The following is a 16,325-nucleotide window of genomic DNA, read 5'->3' as shown; positions in this document are numbered from 1 at the left end:
TGTTGTTTCTATTATTGATTGGACTTCACGATTACTCAGCTTGATCCAGGTGCTTATGCTTGGCAACCCAGCGTTGCAGAAATCGTCAAGTGGTCTGCAGGGATGCACAAGACCAAGCACGCGATGCGGCATTGAATGGGGTAGCCGCAACAGGAGAAGCAGCATGCAAAATAATCATAAATTTCACGCCCTCATTAATGGTGAGCTGATCGCTGGCACTCAGCAGATGCCCGTCATCAATCCCAGTAATGAAGAGATCCTGACCTACTGCCCCCAGGTCACGCCTGAAGACGTCGAGCGTGCCATTAGCGCGGCAAGAAAGGTGTGGCCAGCCTGGCGGGACACGCCCATTGAACAACGCCGCCTCGTGCTACACGCCATCGCTGACTGCATTGAGAAAAATGCCGAGGAGCTGCAGCGGTGGATAACCCTGGAACAGGGCAAGCCTCTGGCAGGCGCCGCGGTCGAAACCAGCCAGGCCGCGGCCATCTTGCGCTACTTCGCTGAAATGGATCTTTCACCCCGCACGCTGCAAGACGACGAGCACCAGCGCGCCGAGCTCCACCGCCGCCCCCTGGGGGTGGTAGCCGCTATCGTGCCCTGGAATTTTCCGCTGGTGATGGCCTGCTACAAGCTGGGGCCAGCGCTGATTGCAGGCAACACCTGCCTGATCAAACCAAGCCCCACCACACCGCTGGCGACCCTGCGCCTGGGTGAACTGATTGCTGACCTGGTACCGCCAGGCGTGGTCAGCATACTGCCGGACGGTGGTGATGTTGGCCCCTTGCTGACCGGTCATGCCGGCATCAATAAGGTGTCCTTCACGGGTTCCACGACCACCGGCCGGGCGGTTATGCGCTCTGCAGCCGATAGCTTGCAGCGCCTCACCCTGGAGCTAGGTGGCAACGACGCCGCTATCGTGCTGGATGATGTGGACATCGACACCGTGGCACCACGGCTATTCGCGTTGGCCTTCGTCAACTCAGGCCAGGTGTGTATGTCGATTAAGCGCCTGTATATTCAGTCCGACATCTACGACCGCATGTGCGACGCCCTCGCCGGGCTGGCCCGCGCCGCCAAACTAGGCGATGGGTTAGTCCCGGCGACTCAGTATGGCCCCGTACAGAACCGTCAACAGTTTGAGGCAGTACAAACGCTGCTGAAACTGGCTCCCCAGCACGGCCGCATCATTGCCGGTGGCCATACCTACGGCCCAGGCTACTTCGTCGAACCCACCCTGATTCGCGATATCGAGGAAGGTAACCCGCTGGTGGATGAAGAGATTTTTGGCCCGGTACGCTCACTGCTGCGCTTTGATGATATCGATGAGGCCATAGAACGGGCCAATAACTCGCCTTATGGCCTTGGCGGTTCGGTATGGACTCAGGATCTCACTCTGGGCAAGCAGATCGCCTGTAGGCTGGAATCAGGCAGTGCCTGGGTCAACCAGCACTTCGCCATGGCGCCGCACATTCCCTTCGGCGGCCATAAGCAGTCCGGCATCGGGGTGGAGTTCGCCGAGGCAGGACTCCATGAATACACCGCTATTCAGTCGGTAGTGGTCGCCAAGTAATCTTCTTGAAACCAGCAGGAGCATGCCATGAATATCATTGCCGCCGTTGCCCGCTCGCCTCGGGCCCCGTTTTCTATCGAAACGTTACAGCTTGAAGCGCCCCGCGCGGGCGAAATCCTGGTGCGTGTGGTCGCCACCGGCATTTGTCACACTGATATCGCCATGCGCGATCAGCAGCTTCCCACGCCCCAGCCCGTGGTGCTCGGCCATGAAGGTGCCGGTATCGTTGAATCGGTTGGGGCCGGAGTGACCAAAGTGGAAGTCGGTGACCATGTGGTCATGACCTTCAACTCCTGCGGCCATTGCCCAAGTTGCTCAGGTGGCCAGGCCAGCTACTGCCATGACTTTTTCCCACGGAATTTTTTTGGCACCCGTGCCGATGGCTCCAGCGGCTTATCGAAAGATGCCGAGCCGGTTCACGCCAATATCTTCGGTCAATCCTCTTTCGCCAGCCACGCCCTCTGCCATGAACGCAATATCGTCAAGGTACCCCCTTCAGCGCCACTGGAATTGCTTGGCCCCCTGGCCTGCGGTGTGCAAACCGGTGCCGGTGCGGTGCTGAACTCGCTTGAGGTGGCGCCGGGCGACTCGCTGCTCGTGTTTGGCACCGGCTCCGTGGGTCTTTCAGCCATCATGGCGGGGGTGGTCGCCGGTGCGACCACCATTATTGCGGTAGATATCCACGAACAGCGGCTGGCACTGGCATGTGAGCTTGGCGCTAGCCATGCCTTTGCAGCTGATTCAGAGGAGCTAACGGAGCAGATATTTAACGCCACGGGCGGCATCGGCGTTGATCATGCGCTCGATACCACAGGCCTGCCCGCCGTCATTCAATCAGCGGTGGCGGCTCTGGCACCGCGCGGCACTTGCGGAATTGTCGGCGCCTCCGACCCCACGACCACGGTGGAACTGAATCTGACCCATATGATGTCAGCAGGACGTAGCCTGCGGGGCATTGTGGAAGGCGACTCGCTGCCCGATGTTTTTATACCGGCGCTGATTCGGCTGTATGAACAGGGCCGATTCCCCTTTGATCGATTGGTGACCTTTTACGATTTTGATCAGATCAACCAGGCGATCGACGATGCCGAGCATGGCCGGGCGATCAAGCCCATCGTGCGTCATTCTACTGACCGCTAATACTGCCCCCCCTCTGCATTTGCAGGGGTTACTTCCCGAAAGACTCTTTCTAGTATGGATAGCGAACACGCATCACCCGCGGGCCCCCCATGGCCATTAAGGCCAGCCCCTCGCTAGGAGAACCTCATGACCATTTCCAAGAACACTTCCAAGAACAATGCTATCTGTCTTGCTGCAATCGCTTCTCTCGCTTCAACGGCCTGCTTGGCATCTTCTCTACAAGAAAACAGTGAACAAGGAAACGGCGAGCAGTGGGTCACCGAGACGATGATTAATGCTCGGGCCAATATGTTTAACCCTGACCTCAATTTCCTGACGTTCCAACAGCTAGACAAGATGTTTGCCACCCGCCGCGTGGCAGCTTCGTCAACGCCATGGCCACTTGAGTCTGAGTTAATTGAAATAGATGACAACTTCTCGTTTGAAGGGAATGACGTTTCTTTAGAAGAGTACCTGGAAAATACTAAAACCAACGCCCTGTTGGTTATTAAGGATGGCAAAATCGCCTATGAGCAGTACCGCAATGGCTTCAGTGATGACAGCCAGCACGCGGTATTCTCGGCCTCAAAGTCGATTCTCGCGACCTTGGTAGGCGTCGCTGTGGAAGAGGGCAAAATTGAAAGCCTTGATGACAAGGTCACTAAATACCTACCCGAGTTAGAAGGCACTGGTTACAGCGATGTTCGCGTCACTGACGTGCTGCGAATGCGTTCAGGGGTTGCCTGGGAAGAAGTCTATGAGTTCGGCGGAGACACTCAACTAACGGAAGTGCACGACAACGCGCTTGTGGCTAACAACTACCGCTGGTGCGATTACGCCATTGCCTCTTCCGAACCGGAGTACGAACCCGGCGAACGTTTTAATTACGCCACCCTGGATACCAGTGTGCTGGGCTGTGTGCTGGCGAGTGTTTTAGATACCACGGTCGCTGAGTACATGTCTGAAAAGATCTGGCAGCCTGCGGGTATGGAAGCAGATGGCTTTTGGATCATGGATAGCGGTGATGAGTTCTATGGCGCTGGCTTTAACGCCACCCTGCGCGACCTGGGTCGCTTCGGCCTGATGATGCTCAATATGGGCGAGGCCAACGGCACCCAAGTAATACCCGCCAGCTGGGTAACAGAGGCCACCGTTTCCGACCCTGGCTATGAGCATATTTCGGAAGGTGCCCCCATCGGCTATCAATATCAGTGGTGGACGTTCCCTGATACCGATGCATACACCGCCATGGGTATCTACAACCAATACATCTATATCGACCCGGACAAGCAAACCGTGATAGTTAAGTTAAGCCACACGCCAGATGCCAAAGGCTGGGACGATGACAACTTCGCCTTCTTCGATAAGCTCTCTGAGCTTGTTTCTGAGTAAGACTCAGTTAAAAACGACTCACACCGGGCCTTGGTATACCAAGGCCGCGGCCATTTTATGGCTCGTTAGGTTGGCGCAGCGCTGAAAGCAATTCTACTTTATTGCTAACACCTAACTGCACATAAGCGCTACGCAGGTAAGTTCTCGCCGTTGCCGGGGTGATGCCTAGTGCTCGGGCAACTTGCTTGTAGGAGCTACCCTGAGAATAGAGTCTAGCGGCACTGAGTTCACGCGGGGAAAGCACGTTTGAACGCTGATGAGAACACAGTGTCAGGGCAACGAGGTCACCACAGTGGTGCACAATGATGCCTTTGTTTTCATTAGACATTAGCGTGTGCGGTGCCGTACTTAGCTGGTCGGAGATAAGGCGTGGCAGGCTAGAACCTTGCCAGCCGACATATTTTCGTTCGAGAGCCACGCGAACCTCTTTACCAATATAGAGGAGCTCTCCCTTCCTATTGGAAAGTGCATAGCTATCCCAGCCATTGGGCAGGGTATCAAAACGAATTTTGGCTAGGTACTGCTTCCAGTAATACGCCAGATGGTTAAGAAACTCTTCCATCAGTACTGCATCAAGCTTGTCGAATTCACTGCTTGTTTTGCTGCGATAAACCGACACAAAAAACAGCATGCCGTTGCATGGAAACTCTAGCGTTACGGCCATACTATGCAAGATGTCATGCCGCTGACAAAAAGATTCAACCTCGGTGCAATCCGTGTTGGGTAAATCGTCATGGCCTCCCCGCACGGCTTTGCCCAGGTAGGACATTGAAGCCTTAGCGAACCGATCCACCCCGGAAATGCTATGCCACTCTTGCGCAAAAGTTGAACTCAATCCCAAGCTGCCATCCATCATGACACTGGGTGAAAAGGTAGATGACGAGGTATCTGAGGGTAGATAAAGTTGCCCCCACCATGCGGCATCAAAGCCCACAATATTGGCGAAGCCTTGTACGGCTTCACATAGCCATCTCTCAGGTATCGAGCATCTTGGCAACTGGGTCAGTTCCATTAACTCACGGCTGAAACGCTTCAATACATCGGCATTACACTGGAGTGTTCGTGCCTCATTGGTCTTGATGTCCATATTTTCACCTGCTGACGGCCCAAAAGCCCTTGTCGGTGATTTCGTGAGCATTGAGCCGCCACGGCTCATCAAGCACCAGCGCCAGTCTCTCCACACTTGCGTTGGCATTAACTCCTTTTATCGTTACTGTCCCAACGATGCTTAGATTAAAACCAGCTAGAGCAGAAACAGCGTGCTCAAAATGGGGAAGGCGATTAATAGCGCTAGTCGTATTAAGTCAGAAACCACAAAAGGCGCCACCCCTTTAAATATCTCCCCTAGCCCGACGTGTGGCGCCATCGCTTTAATCACAAACACGTTCATCCCCACCGGCGGTGTCATTAGCCCCAGCTCAACGGTCAGTACAGTCAAAATACCGAACCATACCGGGTCGATACCCATCGCCTGAATAATCGGATAAACCACCGGTACGGTGATAACCAGCATCGCGATGGAATCCATAAACATACCCAACACAAAGTAGAGCGCCAGGATGCACAACACCACGACGATAGGCGTAAGATCCATGCCATAGAGCACGTCGGTAATCGAGAACGAAATGCGCGACACCGAGATGAAGTAACCCAGCGTCTCAGCCCCCACCAGCATAAAGAACACCACCGCAGAGAGCGCCAAAGTCTCTTGTACGCTATGCCATAGCTGCGCAGCGCGCATGCCTTTTACCAGGGCGTAAAGCAGCGTGGCGAACGCCCCGACGCTAGCGCCTTCCGTCGGTGTAAAGGCACCAAAATAGATACCTAAAATCATCACCAGGAAAACGCCAAAGAAGGGCACTAAGCCGGTCAGCGAGAGCAGCTTCTCTTTCCAGGCAGTGGGTTCACCCGCCACGGCGAGTGAAGGGCGCAGATACATCACTACCGTAATGGTCAGTGCATACATCACCAGCCCCAGCAGACCGGGAATCAGCCCCGCCATGAACATATCGCCAACGGACTGTTCGGTAAGAATGGCGTAGATAAGCAGCGCGATACTGGGTGGAATCATAATGCCCAGCGTGCCGCCTGCGGCCAGCGCGCCGGTCGCTAAACCACGGTTATAGCCATAGCGCTCCATCTCCGGTAACGCCACCCGGGTCATGGTGCTCGCAGTCGCTAATGAAGAGCCGGAGATAGCGGAGAAGATGCCGCAAGAGCCCACGGCCGCAATCGCCAGGCCGCCCTTCCAGCCACCGCAAATAATACGGGTTGAATCAAACAGCTTACCGGCCATCCCCGAATGAGCAGCCAGCACGCCCATTAAGATAAACATGGGCACGGCGCTGAAACTGTAGTTAGAGAGTACTTCCACCGGCACGGTTTTTAACTGAGCAACAGCCGCATCCCAGCTAATGATCTGGGCAAAGCCCACCACCCCCACGATCAGCATCGTGAGAGCAACTGGCACGCGCAGAATCATCAATACCAATAAAAGCCCAAGCCCAATGGCACCAGTCGCTTCACTCCCCATGCGCTGCCTCCTCACCCACTGCATAAATAACGCCGAGCAAGGCGTGAATAAAACTACGTATTCCCAGCAGCAAACTGAGCACCGCTGCCAACTGGTAAATCGGCCCCATGGGCAGTCGCAGGTCTTGGGTTATTTCGCCGTGCCGGCTGGCCGCTGCGGCCGAATCCAGCAAGCCCACAAATAGAATCAGCCCCAGCGCCATAAAGCCGAGGAAAAAGAGCCCTTGCAGGCGATTTTTTATCGCTTGCGGCAAGCCGTGAGAGAACGCCTCTACCACCACTTGGCTTTTCTCCACATTAGCAGCCATGGCGGCCAATAGCGCAAATAGCATCAAATAGCTGACCAGCTCTACGCTGCCGGAAACGCGCAGTGCAATCGCACCTTCCGTTACACGCGATAGATAACGCGTACTTACATCGGCAATGGTCACTGCCAGCAGCCCAATCAGTGCGATGCCAGCCACCAAGCGACAAATGAGGGCCAGCCAGTGGCTGGCCTTGTAGAGAACTTGTTGAGAGCGGAGAGTAGACTTCATAAGACCTTACCCCTATTGGGTACCACAAGACTCACTGGCTGCCAGTGCTGCTTGATATACATCTCGAGCCTGATCCAAACCGCGCTTTTCCAGCTGCGTTAGGTAGTTTTCAATACCGGTTTCGAGCGGTTCTTGCCAATCAGGATGCGCTAGCGGATTTTCAATTTCGCGAATGGTATGGCCAGCGTCAGCAGCTTCCTGTTTGCCTTCTACGTCTAGGCGGTCAAACACCGCACCAGCATTTTCAGCCCACTTCATGCCTGAGTTATTATCGATTACCGCCTGCTGTTCAGGCGTCAAATTATCGTACGCGCGCTGATTCATGGTGGCGACAAAGATCAAAGTGTAAAACGGTACTTCGGTGTGGTAGCTCACCAGCTCGTTGATGCGGAAGCCTTTTAAACCTTCCCAAGGGAAACTCAGGCCATCAATGACACCGCGCTGCATGGAGGTGTAAATATCGGGGGCTGGCATACCCACGGGGCTTGCGCCCATATTTTCCAGCATCTCACCCGCCACAGCGGTGGGGCGTCGAATGCGCAGCCCTTCCAGGTCAGCAGGGGTTTGCACATCGGTGTCGATGGTGTGGATGCCACCCGGGCCCGTGGTAAACATAAACAGCGGGCGGGTATCTTCGTATTCGCTGTCCAAATGGCCGTCGTCATAAAGCGTTTGCAGTACGCAAGCACCTTGCGTTGCCGTGCTCGCTACCCCAGGTAGTTCAACGATCTGTGAGAGAGGAAATCGGCCGGCAGTATAGCCCTGGGCAGTAGCACCAATATCGGCAATACCGTTGGCAGCGGCTTCATAAATGGAATCCGGCTTGGCTAAGGTACCGGCGGGAAACATTTGAATGGTTAGATCGCCATTGGATTCTTCGGCGATCGTATCGGCCCATGCCTGCAAAACACCTTCATTAACGCCTGAAGGGCCAGGCCAAAAGTGGGCCATACGTAGCGTAGTCTCTGCCTGGGCCGAGCTAACCGCCAGGCCAGTAATTGCCGCTGCCAAAACACAACGAGATAGGGACATTTTCATAGGAGCCTCCAGGACTTTTTTGGATTATTGTGAGTTCGCATAGCGAATACTAGTTCGCCTTATGAGACCACATTAGTCCACTATCAGGCGTAGGGCTAATCGACATTCGTCTATGTTTAAGCACCGCAGCAAGCCTTTGCACCCGCACGATCTCAGATCCTCAGTGTTCCGGCCAACACCCCCAGCGCAAAAGGCACAATGACAACAAAAAATTGGACTTTTCCAATATTACTTCACGACTATGGTCGAAGCAGCGACTAGTAGCGCAATTAACGATCGCCTGAAGCACCAAAAAAAGCCACCTTTAAACACACCAAGGCGGCTTCAGTGTGAAAAATACGATTACCTTGTCAGATCGATATATTTCTCTACCGAGCGAGTCGCCCCACCATAAGGATTTCTTATTGACGTCGCTTTCTTACCAGACATCCTTCTTGCACTAGCTAAATGGGATAATGGCGTGGGCCAAGCTGCATGGTCATCCAGCGCAGATCGGTGAACTCCTCAATCCCGGCCTTACCGCCAAAGCGACCATAGCCGCTCGATTTAACGCCGCCAAAGGGCATCTGCGGCTCATCGTGGACGGTGGGTGCATTGATATGGCAAATACCCGACTCAATGCGCTGCGCAAACTGCATCGCCCGGGCGGTGTCGCGACTGAAGACGGCGGCAGAAAGGCCATACTCACTATCGTTCGCCACACGCAAGGCTTCCTCTTCATCTTTAACACGCATCATCGCCACCACCGGACCAAACGACTCTTCGCCATACAGGCGCATCGCCTGGGTAACCCCATCGACCACGGTAGGCTGCATAATGACGCCTTCGGCCTTGCCGCCACAGGCTAGGCGAGCGCCATGCTGTTGAGCGTCGTCAAGCAGGGCGTTGAGCTTCTCGCCCGATTCGTGATTGATCAGCGTACCCAGCGCGTTACCTTCACCTCGGGGATCGCCCGCGCGCAGCGTTTGTGCTTTGCGAGCCAGTTTTTCGACGAAGGCATCAGCGACCGCATCCACCACAATCAACCGCTCAGTGGACATACAGATCTGGCCCTGGTTGAAGAAGGCGCCAAAGGCGGCGGCCTCAACGGCAGCATCCAGGTCGGCATCTTCCAGCACCACGAACGGCGCCTTTCCACCAAGTTCCAGCAAGACCGGCTTAAGATGGCGCGCCGCTTTTTCGGCAATAATGCGCCCCACCGGAGTAGAGCCAGTGAAATTAATACGACGTACGGCTTGGTGCTCAATCAAGGCCTCGACGACTTCGGCGGCCTGAGGTGGTGCATTGGTCACCACGTTAACGATGCCATCGCCCAGGCCCGCCTCAATCAGTACCTCCCCAATCAGGTGATGCGTCGCGGGACACTGTTCAGAGGCCTTAAGAATCACCGTATTACCACACGCCAGCGGCGTCGCAATGGCACGCGTGCCAAGAATAACAGGCGCGTTCCAGGGGGCGATCCCCACCACCACGCCGCAGGGTACCCGCACGCCCATCGCTAGGCTGCCGGGCACATTAGAAGGTATTACCTCACCACCTACCTGTGTAGTCAGCGACGCCGCCTCGCGTAGGATGCTGGCGGCGACCATGACGTTAAAACCTGCCCAGCCTGGCGTAGCGCCGGTTTCATCTACCATGCGTTCGATAAACTCCGCCTGTCGCGCTTCCATGGCCTCTGCAGCTTTGAGTAGCTTGGCGCGCTTTTCGCCGGGGCCCGTCGCTGACCAGGCCGGGAAGGCACGGGCTGCAGCCTCGGCGGCGGCCTGAGCATCGCTAACCGATGCGGCCGCTATACAGGTGACAGTTTCTCCGCTCAGCGGGTTGGTGTGCTCGAAGGTGGCGGACTCGTGAGCTGAGCGTGAATGACCACCTATAAGCAGATCGAGAGTGTTCATGGCGTATTCCTATAATTTAAATGGTAAGGCTGACTACCGTTGCGCCAATACTTATTCTTCACACTGATCGCGTAACGTCAGAGCTTTCTCGTAGACAGAGCGAGCGCTATCCAAGCCTCTCTGCTCAAGTTGCTCAAGGTAGTTCTCAGTACCTTGCTCAAGAGGGGGAGCCCAGGCGGGGTCATTGAGGGGATCTTCCACTGCATAGATGGTATCACCTTGAGCCACAGCCTCTTCACGTCCAGTTTTATCAATATCATCAAAAACTTGACCGGCCTTACTAGCCCATGCCATACCACTATTATTATCAATCACTGCTTTTAGTTCGGGAGAGAGGCGATCATAAGAGGCCTGGTTCATAGTGGCTACGAACGTGCCTGTATAGTATGGCAACTCCAAGTGATGATTCACTAACTCGTTGATACGAAACACCGTCATGGCTTCCCAGGGGAAACTCAATCCATCTATCACGCCACGCTGCAGTGACGTATAAATATCTGGTGCAGGAATACCCACTGGGTGCGCCCCCATACTTGTGAGCATTTCTCCTGCTACCTCACTGGGGTGACGCATCCTAAGGCCTTCTAAATCAGCGGGCGTTTTAATTTCGGAATCTTGTGTATGTAAATAGGCTGGCCCAGTGGTGAATAAAAATAGCGTATGGGCATCTTCGTACTCCTCCGCTATGTCGCCTTCATCATAGAGTGTTTGTAAAATACAAGCCCCTTGCGATGCGCTAGTGGATACGCCAGGAAGTTGCACGATCTCGGAGAGAGGGAAGCGACCGGAGGTATAGCCTTGTACAGTGATGGCAATGTCAGCGACGCCATTAACCGCCGCCTCGTAAGCCTGGTCAGCCTTGCTCAAAGTTTGAGAAGGGTAGATTTCTACTTTTAACTGGCCGCCAGACTCCTGCTCTACTTTTTCTGCCCAGGCTTGATAAATTTCCTGGTTAACCGTCGAGCTGGCAGGCCACAGGTGGGCCATGCGTAGTGTTGTGTCAGCATTAACCGACGTACATAGAACTACTGTAGATATGCTGAATAGCAGTGGCGATATCGTTTTTTTCATGAGGGTTCTCTCTGTCATTGTTATTACCTTCATTGTTTGGCGTGATCTCCACGCCCTCTGGGTATAGCGTCGTATCAAGGCTCTATCGTTGTTGTCGGCACCTCCAGCAATATTGGGCGGGAAGCATCCAGCGCCCGGCATAGCGCGTCCTCGAAGGACTCAAGCGTCTCAGTACGAACCGCCTCAACACCGTACCCCCGAGCCAATTCACAAAAATCTAGCCCAGGCACGTCGAGCCCCGGAGCGTCTTCTGCATCCAGCAGCCGCGAGAACCAGCGTAGCGCTCCATAGGTGTCGTTCTTGAGAATGATAAATACCACCGGAACGTTGTACTGGGCGGCGCTCCACAAAGCGCTGATAGCATAATTCGCTGAACCGTCACCGATGACCGCAATCACCTGCCGATTGGGTTGAGCTAGTTGCACGCCCACTGCAGCAGGCAAGCCAAACCCGAGCCCCCCTGCCGCCGGGAAGAAGAAGCTGCCAGGGTGGCGCATCTCAACGCGCTGCCAGAAAGCAGTCACTGTCGACGTCGACTCTTTAACGTAAATCACATCCTCTGGCGCCAGGGTATTAAGGGAGTCAAAGACACTCTCCGGGGCTAGACGCCCAGAGGAAACCGCCGGAGGTGGTGGCAAAGGAAGGGGGGTGGGCAGAACACGGTCACTTTGTGCCAATAATGGCAGCAGAGCCTCCAGAGTGGCATGGATGTCGCCAACTAGAGCATTGCCCACCGGGGCGCGGGCAGCCTCCTGCACGTCGCCGGTCAAATGCAACAATTTCGCGCCTTGGGGTAAATAACGACCCGGCGCATATTGGTGATAGCGAAACACCGGGGCACCAATCACCAGTATCAAATCATGGCCATCCAGCTTATCCGAAATTCCCGAAATGGCCGCCGGTAACACACCGCGGAAGCAGGCATGGCGTGTTGGAAACGGGCAGCGTGAAGCAGACGGCGCCACCCATACCGGCATACAGAGTCGCTCGCTCAGCTCCACGGCCAGTGAATTGGCACGTACAGCATCAACCTCAGGCCCTAGTACTAACACGGGGCTATGAGCTTGCTTGAGGTTTTCAGCCAAGGCTTCCAGCTGGGTGGCTGACGGTAAACCGGCATGGCTAACGTCGTGCTGAACGACTTGGGCTGCGTCATCTTCAAGTTCATGATCCCAGTCGTCATAAGGAATCGAGACATAGACCGGCCCACGGGCTGGCAGATTAGCCATGTGAATCGCCTGGCTCAACGTACGCGGCACATCCTCTGCACAGGCAGGCTCGTAACTCCATTTAACCAATGGGCGTGGAAGTGACGATGCATCAACATTAGCCAGCATCGCTTCAACACCGATCATAGAACGCGCTTGTTGGCCTGCCGTAATGACCAACGGTGAATGGGAATACCAAGCATTGGTCAGTGCTCCCATCGCATTGCCGGTACCTGCGGCTGCATGTAAGTTGACCAGCACCGGCTGCCCGCTGGCCAGGGAGTAGCCGTCGGCCATGCCAACAACTACTCCTTCATGAAGGCCAAGGATGTAACGAAAGTCTTCAGGAAAGCGCTTTAGGAACGGCAGTTCATTGGAGCCAGGGTTACCGAAAACAGTGTTGAGTCCCTGTCGGCGGAGAAGCTGGTAAGTAATAGAGTGTACGGTTGACATATTTGGCTCTAGTGTGAAGACGTTTGTTTCACACTAATTGGCCTTTCAAAATCCATCAAATAAATATATGTTCTATAAAATATAAATGGTATCTATTACATGGCTGCTATTGATCTAAATCTAGTCAGGGTATTTGTCACTCTCTTTGATGCACGTAGCGTCACGGTGGCAGCGGATCGTTTGAACGTCACTCAGCCGTCAGTGAGTTACGCACTTTCGAGATTGCGCGACTTGTTTGACGACCGTCTTTTTGTGCGTTCTCGAGACGGCATGGAGCCGACCTTCACTGCGATACAGCTCTACCCAACACTGCGCGACTCATTAGCCCAGATTGACAGTACGCTGGAGGAAAATCGCGAGTTTGTCCCGCGCTCTTCACATAGGCGATTTCGACTAGCCCTTACTGACCTCGGCGAGCTAGCACTATTGCCACGCATTCTCTCCCATATACACGCCGAGGCACCAAATGTTGAGCTTGAAGTCATTGCTTTGGAAATCGACAAGGTCGAAGAGTGGCTGGCAGCAGGGAAGGTTAACGCGGTCATCTGTAGTAGGCCTATTACTGCCTCTGGTGTAGAGCGCCGAACCATTCTCAAGGAGCGATATGTTTGCCTGTTGAATCGCCATCACCCAAGTATTGATGATCATCTCAGCTTGGAGCAGTTTATGGATGCTAAACATGCTGTGGTTGCTGTTTCGTCAGGGCATAGTCTGGCAGAAGATGTGCTGGTAGGGCTGGGGTTGAAGCGTAAGGTTAGCCTCGTAGTGCCCCACTTCTCTATTTTACCGAGAGTCCTGCAAAAGAGCGATTTGGTAGTGATTTTACCTCAGCAAATTGCTTCTGCCTTTGTGAATGAAGCACCACTAAAAGCACTTGAATTACCATTCGAAGTACCTCCATTCGATGTAACTCTTTACTGGCAGGCACACACTTCGCGTTCGCCAGCTCAACGTTGGCTTTGTGAAAGCATCATTACCGCTATCACTGAGGAAAAGTGATTTTTTCGCAAGCTAGTTTGATATAAGCCGTGTGGCACATCCAACCAGCTCTCGAAAATTCAGCTGTCAGTGGCACCGCTGTTTGAACAGCTTATATAGCACATGGATGATGACATTAACGGGCTATAGATATGCTTTATGACCAATCTACAATTTATTTATTTGATTTATTTAAAAGCAATGCAGTATAAATGACAGTTTATAAACGTGCATACGAGAGAATATTAGCGCTGTTCAAAACTGCCTAACACGCCTGACCACCCCTTTAATAGACTTAGTCAAAATTAAACAATATAAATTTCTAAGTGTAGAGCTTTTAAGAGGATAAAATAGTGAATAACCAAACCAGACAAGAACCTAGTATCGCTATCCTTGGTGCAGGAGCAATGGGTGGACTAATAGGAGGGAGACTTTCCGAAGGCGGTGCGGACGTTACTTTGATTGATGTTAATGCAGAGCATGTTGATGCTTTGCGCAAAAATGGTCTCAAACTCAAGACAGATAAAGGTGAGCGGTACATCCCTATCCCGGTGCTTTTTCCTTGGGAAGTGAGTAAAACCTATGACCTTATTATAGTTTTCACTAAAACAATGCACACAAATTCGGCAATTACAGCGATAAGTTCAGCAATAGACTCTAATACTGTCCTCTTAAGCCTGCAAAATGGTCTCGATAATAAGCTTTCTCTTATGGAGTTCGTAGATCAAAAAAATATTGTGGTTGGTGTTACCACTTATCCTGCAGACATGAAGGGGCCAGGGTATGTGGAGTCTCATGGTGAAGGCATTGTCAGGCTAGCCGCCGCCTCATCTACGGTTGCGCCACCAATACTTAATTATATACCTGAGCTCTTCACACACAGTGGGATAAAAACCATTATTGATCCACAGGTAGAGGTGGCAATTTGGGAAAAAGTGATATTTAACGCGGCTTTAAATGGCCTTTGTGCAGTCACTAGATCAACCGTTGGCCAAGTGGGCGCTAATGCGGACACTAGAGAACTTGCATTTCAAATTATCGGTGAACTTTGTGCTACCGCCCATGCATGTGGCTTTGCTGTTCAGAATGAGCGTATCGAGAAAACCGTGAGCGAAGCACTGGAACTGCACGCTTCCCATAAACCTTCTATGCTCCAGGACGTACTTGCAGAAAGGCCTACCGAAATTGAAGCTATTTGTGGCGCTGCAGTACGCCGTGCAGAGGAGCACAACATCGCGGTACCTGTTACTCGCACTATTCTGGGGCTTATTCGCCACATTGACCGGCACTTAAAATGAGGAGGTCAATTGATTTGCATAATTAAGGCTTTATGTACTAATAAAAATTAAATTAAAGCCTTGGCAAGTCCGGCGTAAGTATATAATAAAACCCGCCTTCTAGCTGTAAGCCAGAAGGCGGGTTTTTTGCTAGTGGTAAACATAACCTTAGCGCGTTGGATGGTGCAGGTAGGGATATGGACTACTCTGTCTGCTCGGTATACTTCTCTACCAATCGAGTCGCATCGTCATAAAGCAGTTGACCATCAAAGCCTCGGCCCCCCATGTCGTCAATCCATTGGGCCGTGGCCGTCTCGGCAGCCGCTTGCCAGGGTGCCAGTGCGTCTTGAGCGATGTAGAACATTTCACCCTCACCCGTCGCTTCAATAGCTTCAATTGCGTCCTCTTCCGCTTGATCCATGACCTGGCCGATTCGTTGCGCCTCTTGAAGCCCCGCATTATCGTCGATTACCTGCTTCAGCTCTGGTGAAAGCGCATCGTAACTAGCTTGGTTTAAGGCCAGCACCATCATTGCCGTATATAAACCATGATCGCCCTCGAAAAAGGTGTGATTCTGGGCAACGTCCAGCACGCCCAAAGCCGCAGCGCTTTCAAAGGGCAGTGTCAGGCCATCGATTACCCCGCGCGAAATCGCTTCTGGAATTTGTGGCATCGGCATACCCACCGCTTGAGCCCCCAGAAGTCCCAGATAGCGATTCATGGTTTTCGAAGGGGCACGAATAGCCAGCCCATCCAGCTCATCAGCACTCTCAATCGCCACATCTCTGGTATGGATTTTGCCCGGCGTATGGGCAAATACAGCGATAGGATAGACGCCCTCAAAGGCAGCCTGCATATGCGTTGTCGCAAACTCATGGGCTGCCATGCTGGTGGCTTCGCCCGTTGTGGGCAGGAAGGGTTGATCGAATGCCTCGGATTCCGGGAAGCGATTAGGCGTATAGCTGAGCAACGTCCAGGCAATATCCACCACCCCGTCCTTTGCCTGATCATAGAGCGATGGTGCTGAGCCCCCCAGTTGCATGGCAGGGAATATTTCCACCTTGATAGCCCCCTCGGACTGCTCTTCGATACGCTTAGCCCAAGGTTCCAGATACTCGGTCTGCACTGGCGTGGCAGGGGCAGCAAAGTGGTGCAAGCGCAGGGTCACCGTGTCTTGGGCATAGCCACTACCGCTGAGGAGTATGCCGGTTAACAACGTGAGGCTGGCGAGTGTGGGTTTTATTGTCATTGTA

The 16,325-nt window shown here is 53.4% G+C and carries 13 protein-coding genes; 5 read left to right on the top strand and 8 right to left on the bottom strand.

What is annotated here, in order from left to right; all coding sequences use genetic code 11:
• Positions 1-163 precede the first annotated feature (163 nt).
• From ACW17M_RS01105 to ACW17M_RS01095, 3 genes are all read left to right on the top strand, one after another.
• Entirely contained in the window at positions 164-1,573 is a 1,410-nt protein-coding gene (locus ACW17M_RS01105; RefSeq protein WP_457546769.1) for an aldehyde dehydrogenase family protein, read from the top strand.
• Between the two features lie 27 nt (positions 1,574-1,600).
• Positions 1,601-2,713, top strand: coding sequence for an NAD(P)-dependent alcohol dehydrogenase (locus tag ACW17M_RS01100; protein WP_457546768.1), 1,113 nt, complete (start codon positions 1,601-1,603; stop codon positions 2,711-2,713).
• Between the two features lie 126 nt (positions 2,714-2,839).
• Positions 2,840-4,084: a serine hydrolase domain-containing protein gene (locus ACW17M_RS01095; RefSeq protein WP_457546767.1), complete on the top strand. Its 1,245-nt coding sequence runs from the start codon at positions 2,840-2,842 to the stop codon at positions 4,082-4,084.
• A gap of 55 nt (positions 4,085-4,139) precedes the next feature.
• Here ACW17M_RS01095 and ACW17M_RS01090 read toward each other — a convergent pair whose 3' ends face one another.
• The 7 genes from ACW17M_RS01090 to mdlC all read right to left on the bottom strand — a co-directional run bounded on the left by ACW17M_RS01090 (position 4,140) and on the right by mdlC (position 12,817).
• Positions 4,140-5,171 (bottom strand): helix-turn-helix domain-containing protein, encoded by a 1,032-nt coding sequence (locus ACW17M_RS01090; RefSeq protein WP_161462945.1) that lies wholly within the window; start codon positions 5,169-5,171, stop codon positions 4,140-4,142.
• A gap of 156 nt (positions 5,172-5,327) precedes the next feature.
• Positions 5,328-6,617: a TRAP transporter large permease gene (locus ACW17M_RS01085; RefSeq protein WP_457546766.1), complete on the bottom strand. Its 1,290-nt coding sequence runs from the start codon at positions 6,615-6,617 to the stop codon at positions 5,328-5,330.
• Positions 6,607-7,152, bottom strand: coding sequence for a TRAP transporter small permease (locus ACW17M_RS01080; protein WP_427770171.1), 546 nt, complete (start codon positions 7,150-7,152; stop codon positions 6,607-6,609). The genes ACW17M_RS01085 and ACW17M_RS01080 overlap by 11 nt, the downstream gene beginning before the upstream one ends.
• 12 nt (positions 7,153-7,164) lie before the next feature.
• On the bottom strand, positions 7,165-8,190 hold the full coding sequence (locus ACW17M_RS01075) for a TRAP transporter substrate-binding protein (protein WP_457546765.1): 1,026 nt from the start codon (positions 8,188-8,190) through the stop codon (positions 7,165-7,167).
• A 443-nt stretch (positions 8,191-8,633) separates the two neighbouring features.
• Positions 8,634-10,085, bottom strand: a complete 1,452-nt coding sequence (locus tag ACW17M_RS01070; protein ID WP_457546764.1) for an aldehyde dehydrogenase — start codon at positions 10,083-10,085, stop codon at positions 8,634-8,636.
• Positions 10,086-10,136: 51 nt separating this feature from the next.
• Positions 10,137-11,156 (bottom strand): TRAP transporter substrate-binding protein, encoded by a 1,020-nt coding sequence (locus tag ACW17M_RS01065; RefSeq protein WP_457546763.1) that lies wholly within the window; start codon positions 11,154-11,156, stop codon positions 10,137-10,139.
• A 74-nt stretch (positions 11,157-11,230) separates the two neighbouring features.
• A complete protein-coding gene (gene mdlC / locus ACW17M_RS01060; protein WP_457546762.1) occupies positions 11,231-12,817 on the bottom strand; it encodes a benzoylformate decarboxylase in 1,587 nt (528 codons plus the stop codon).
• Between the two features lie 99 nt (positions 12,818-12,916).
• Here mdlC and ACW17M_RS01055 point away from each other — a divergent pair, with 99 nt between their 5' ends.
• Positions 12,917-13,816 (top strand): LysR substrate-binding domain-containing protein, encoded by a 900-nt coding sequence (locus tag ACW17M_RS01055; protein WP_427770911.1) that lies wholly within the window; start codon positions 12,917-12,919, stop codon positions 13,814-13,816.
• A 332-nt stretch (positions 13,817-14,148) separates the two neighbouring features.
• Complete coding sequence (locus tag ACW17M_RS01050) at positions 14,149-15,093, top strand: ketopantoate reductase family protein (RefSeq protein ID WP_457546761.1); 945 nt, start codon at positions 14,149-14,151, stop codon at positions 15,091-15,093.
• A 181-nt stretch (positions 15,094-15,274) separates the two neighbouring features.
• Here the strand turns inward: ACW17M_RS01050 and ACW17M_RS01045 are convergent, their stop codons facing one another.
• A complete protein-coding gene (locus ACW17M_RS01045; RefSeq protein ID WP_161464196.1) occupies positions 15,275-16,321 on the bottom strand; it encodes a TRAP transporter substrate-binding protein in 1,047 nt (348 codons plus the stop codon).
• Positions 16,322-16,325: the final 4 nt, after the last annotated feature.

The organism is Vreelandella sp. 2A-K22 (assembly GCF_054065485.1).
Note: the sequence above shows the minus strand (reverse complement) of the source record. Positions and strands in the feature narration are given on the sequence as shown.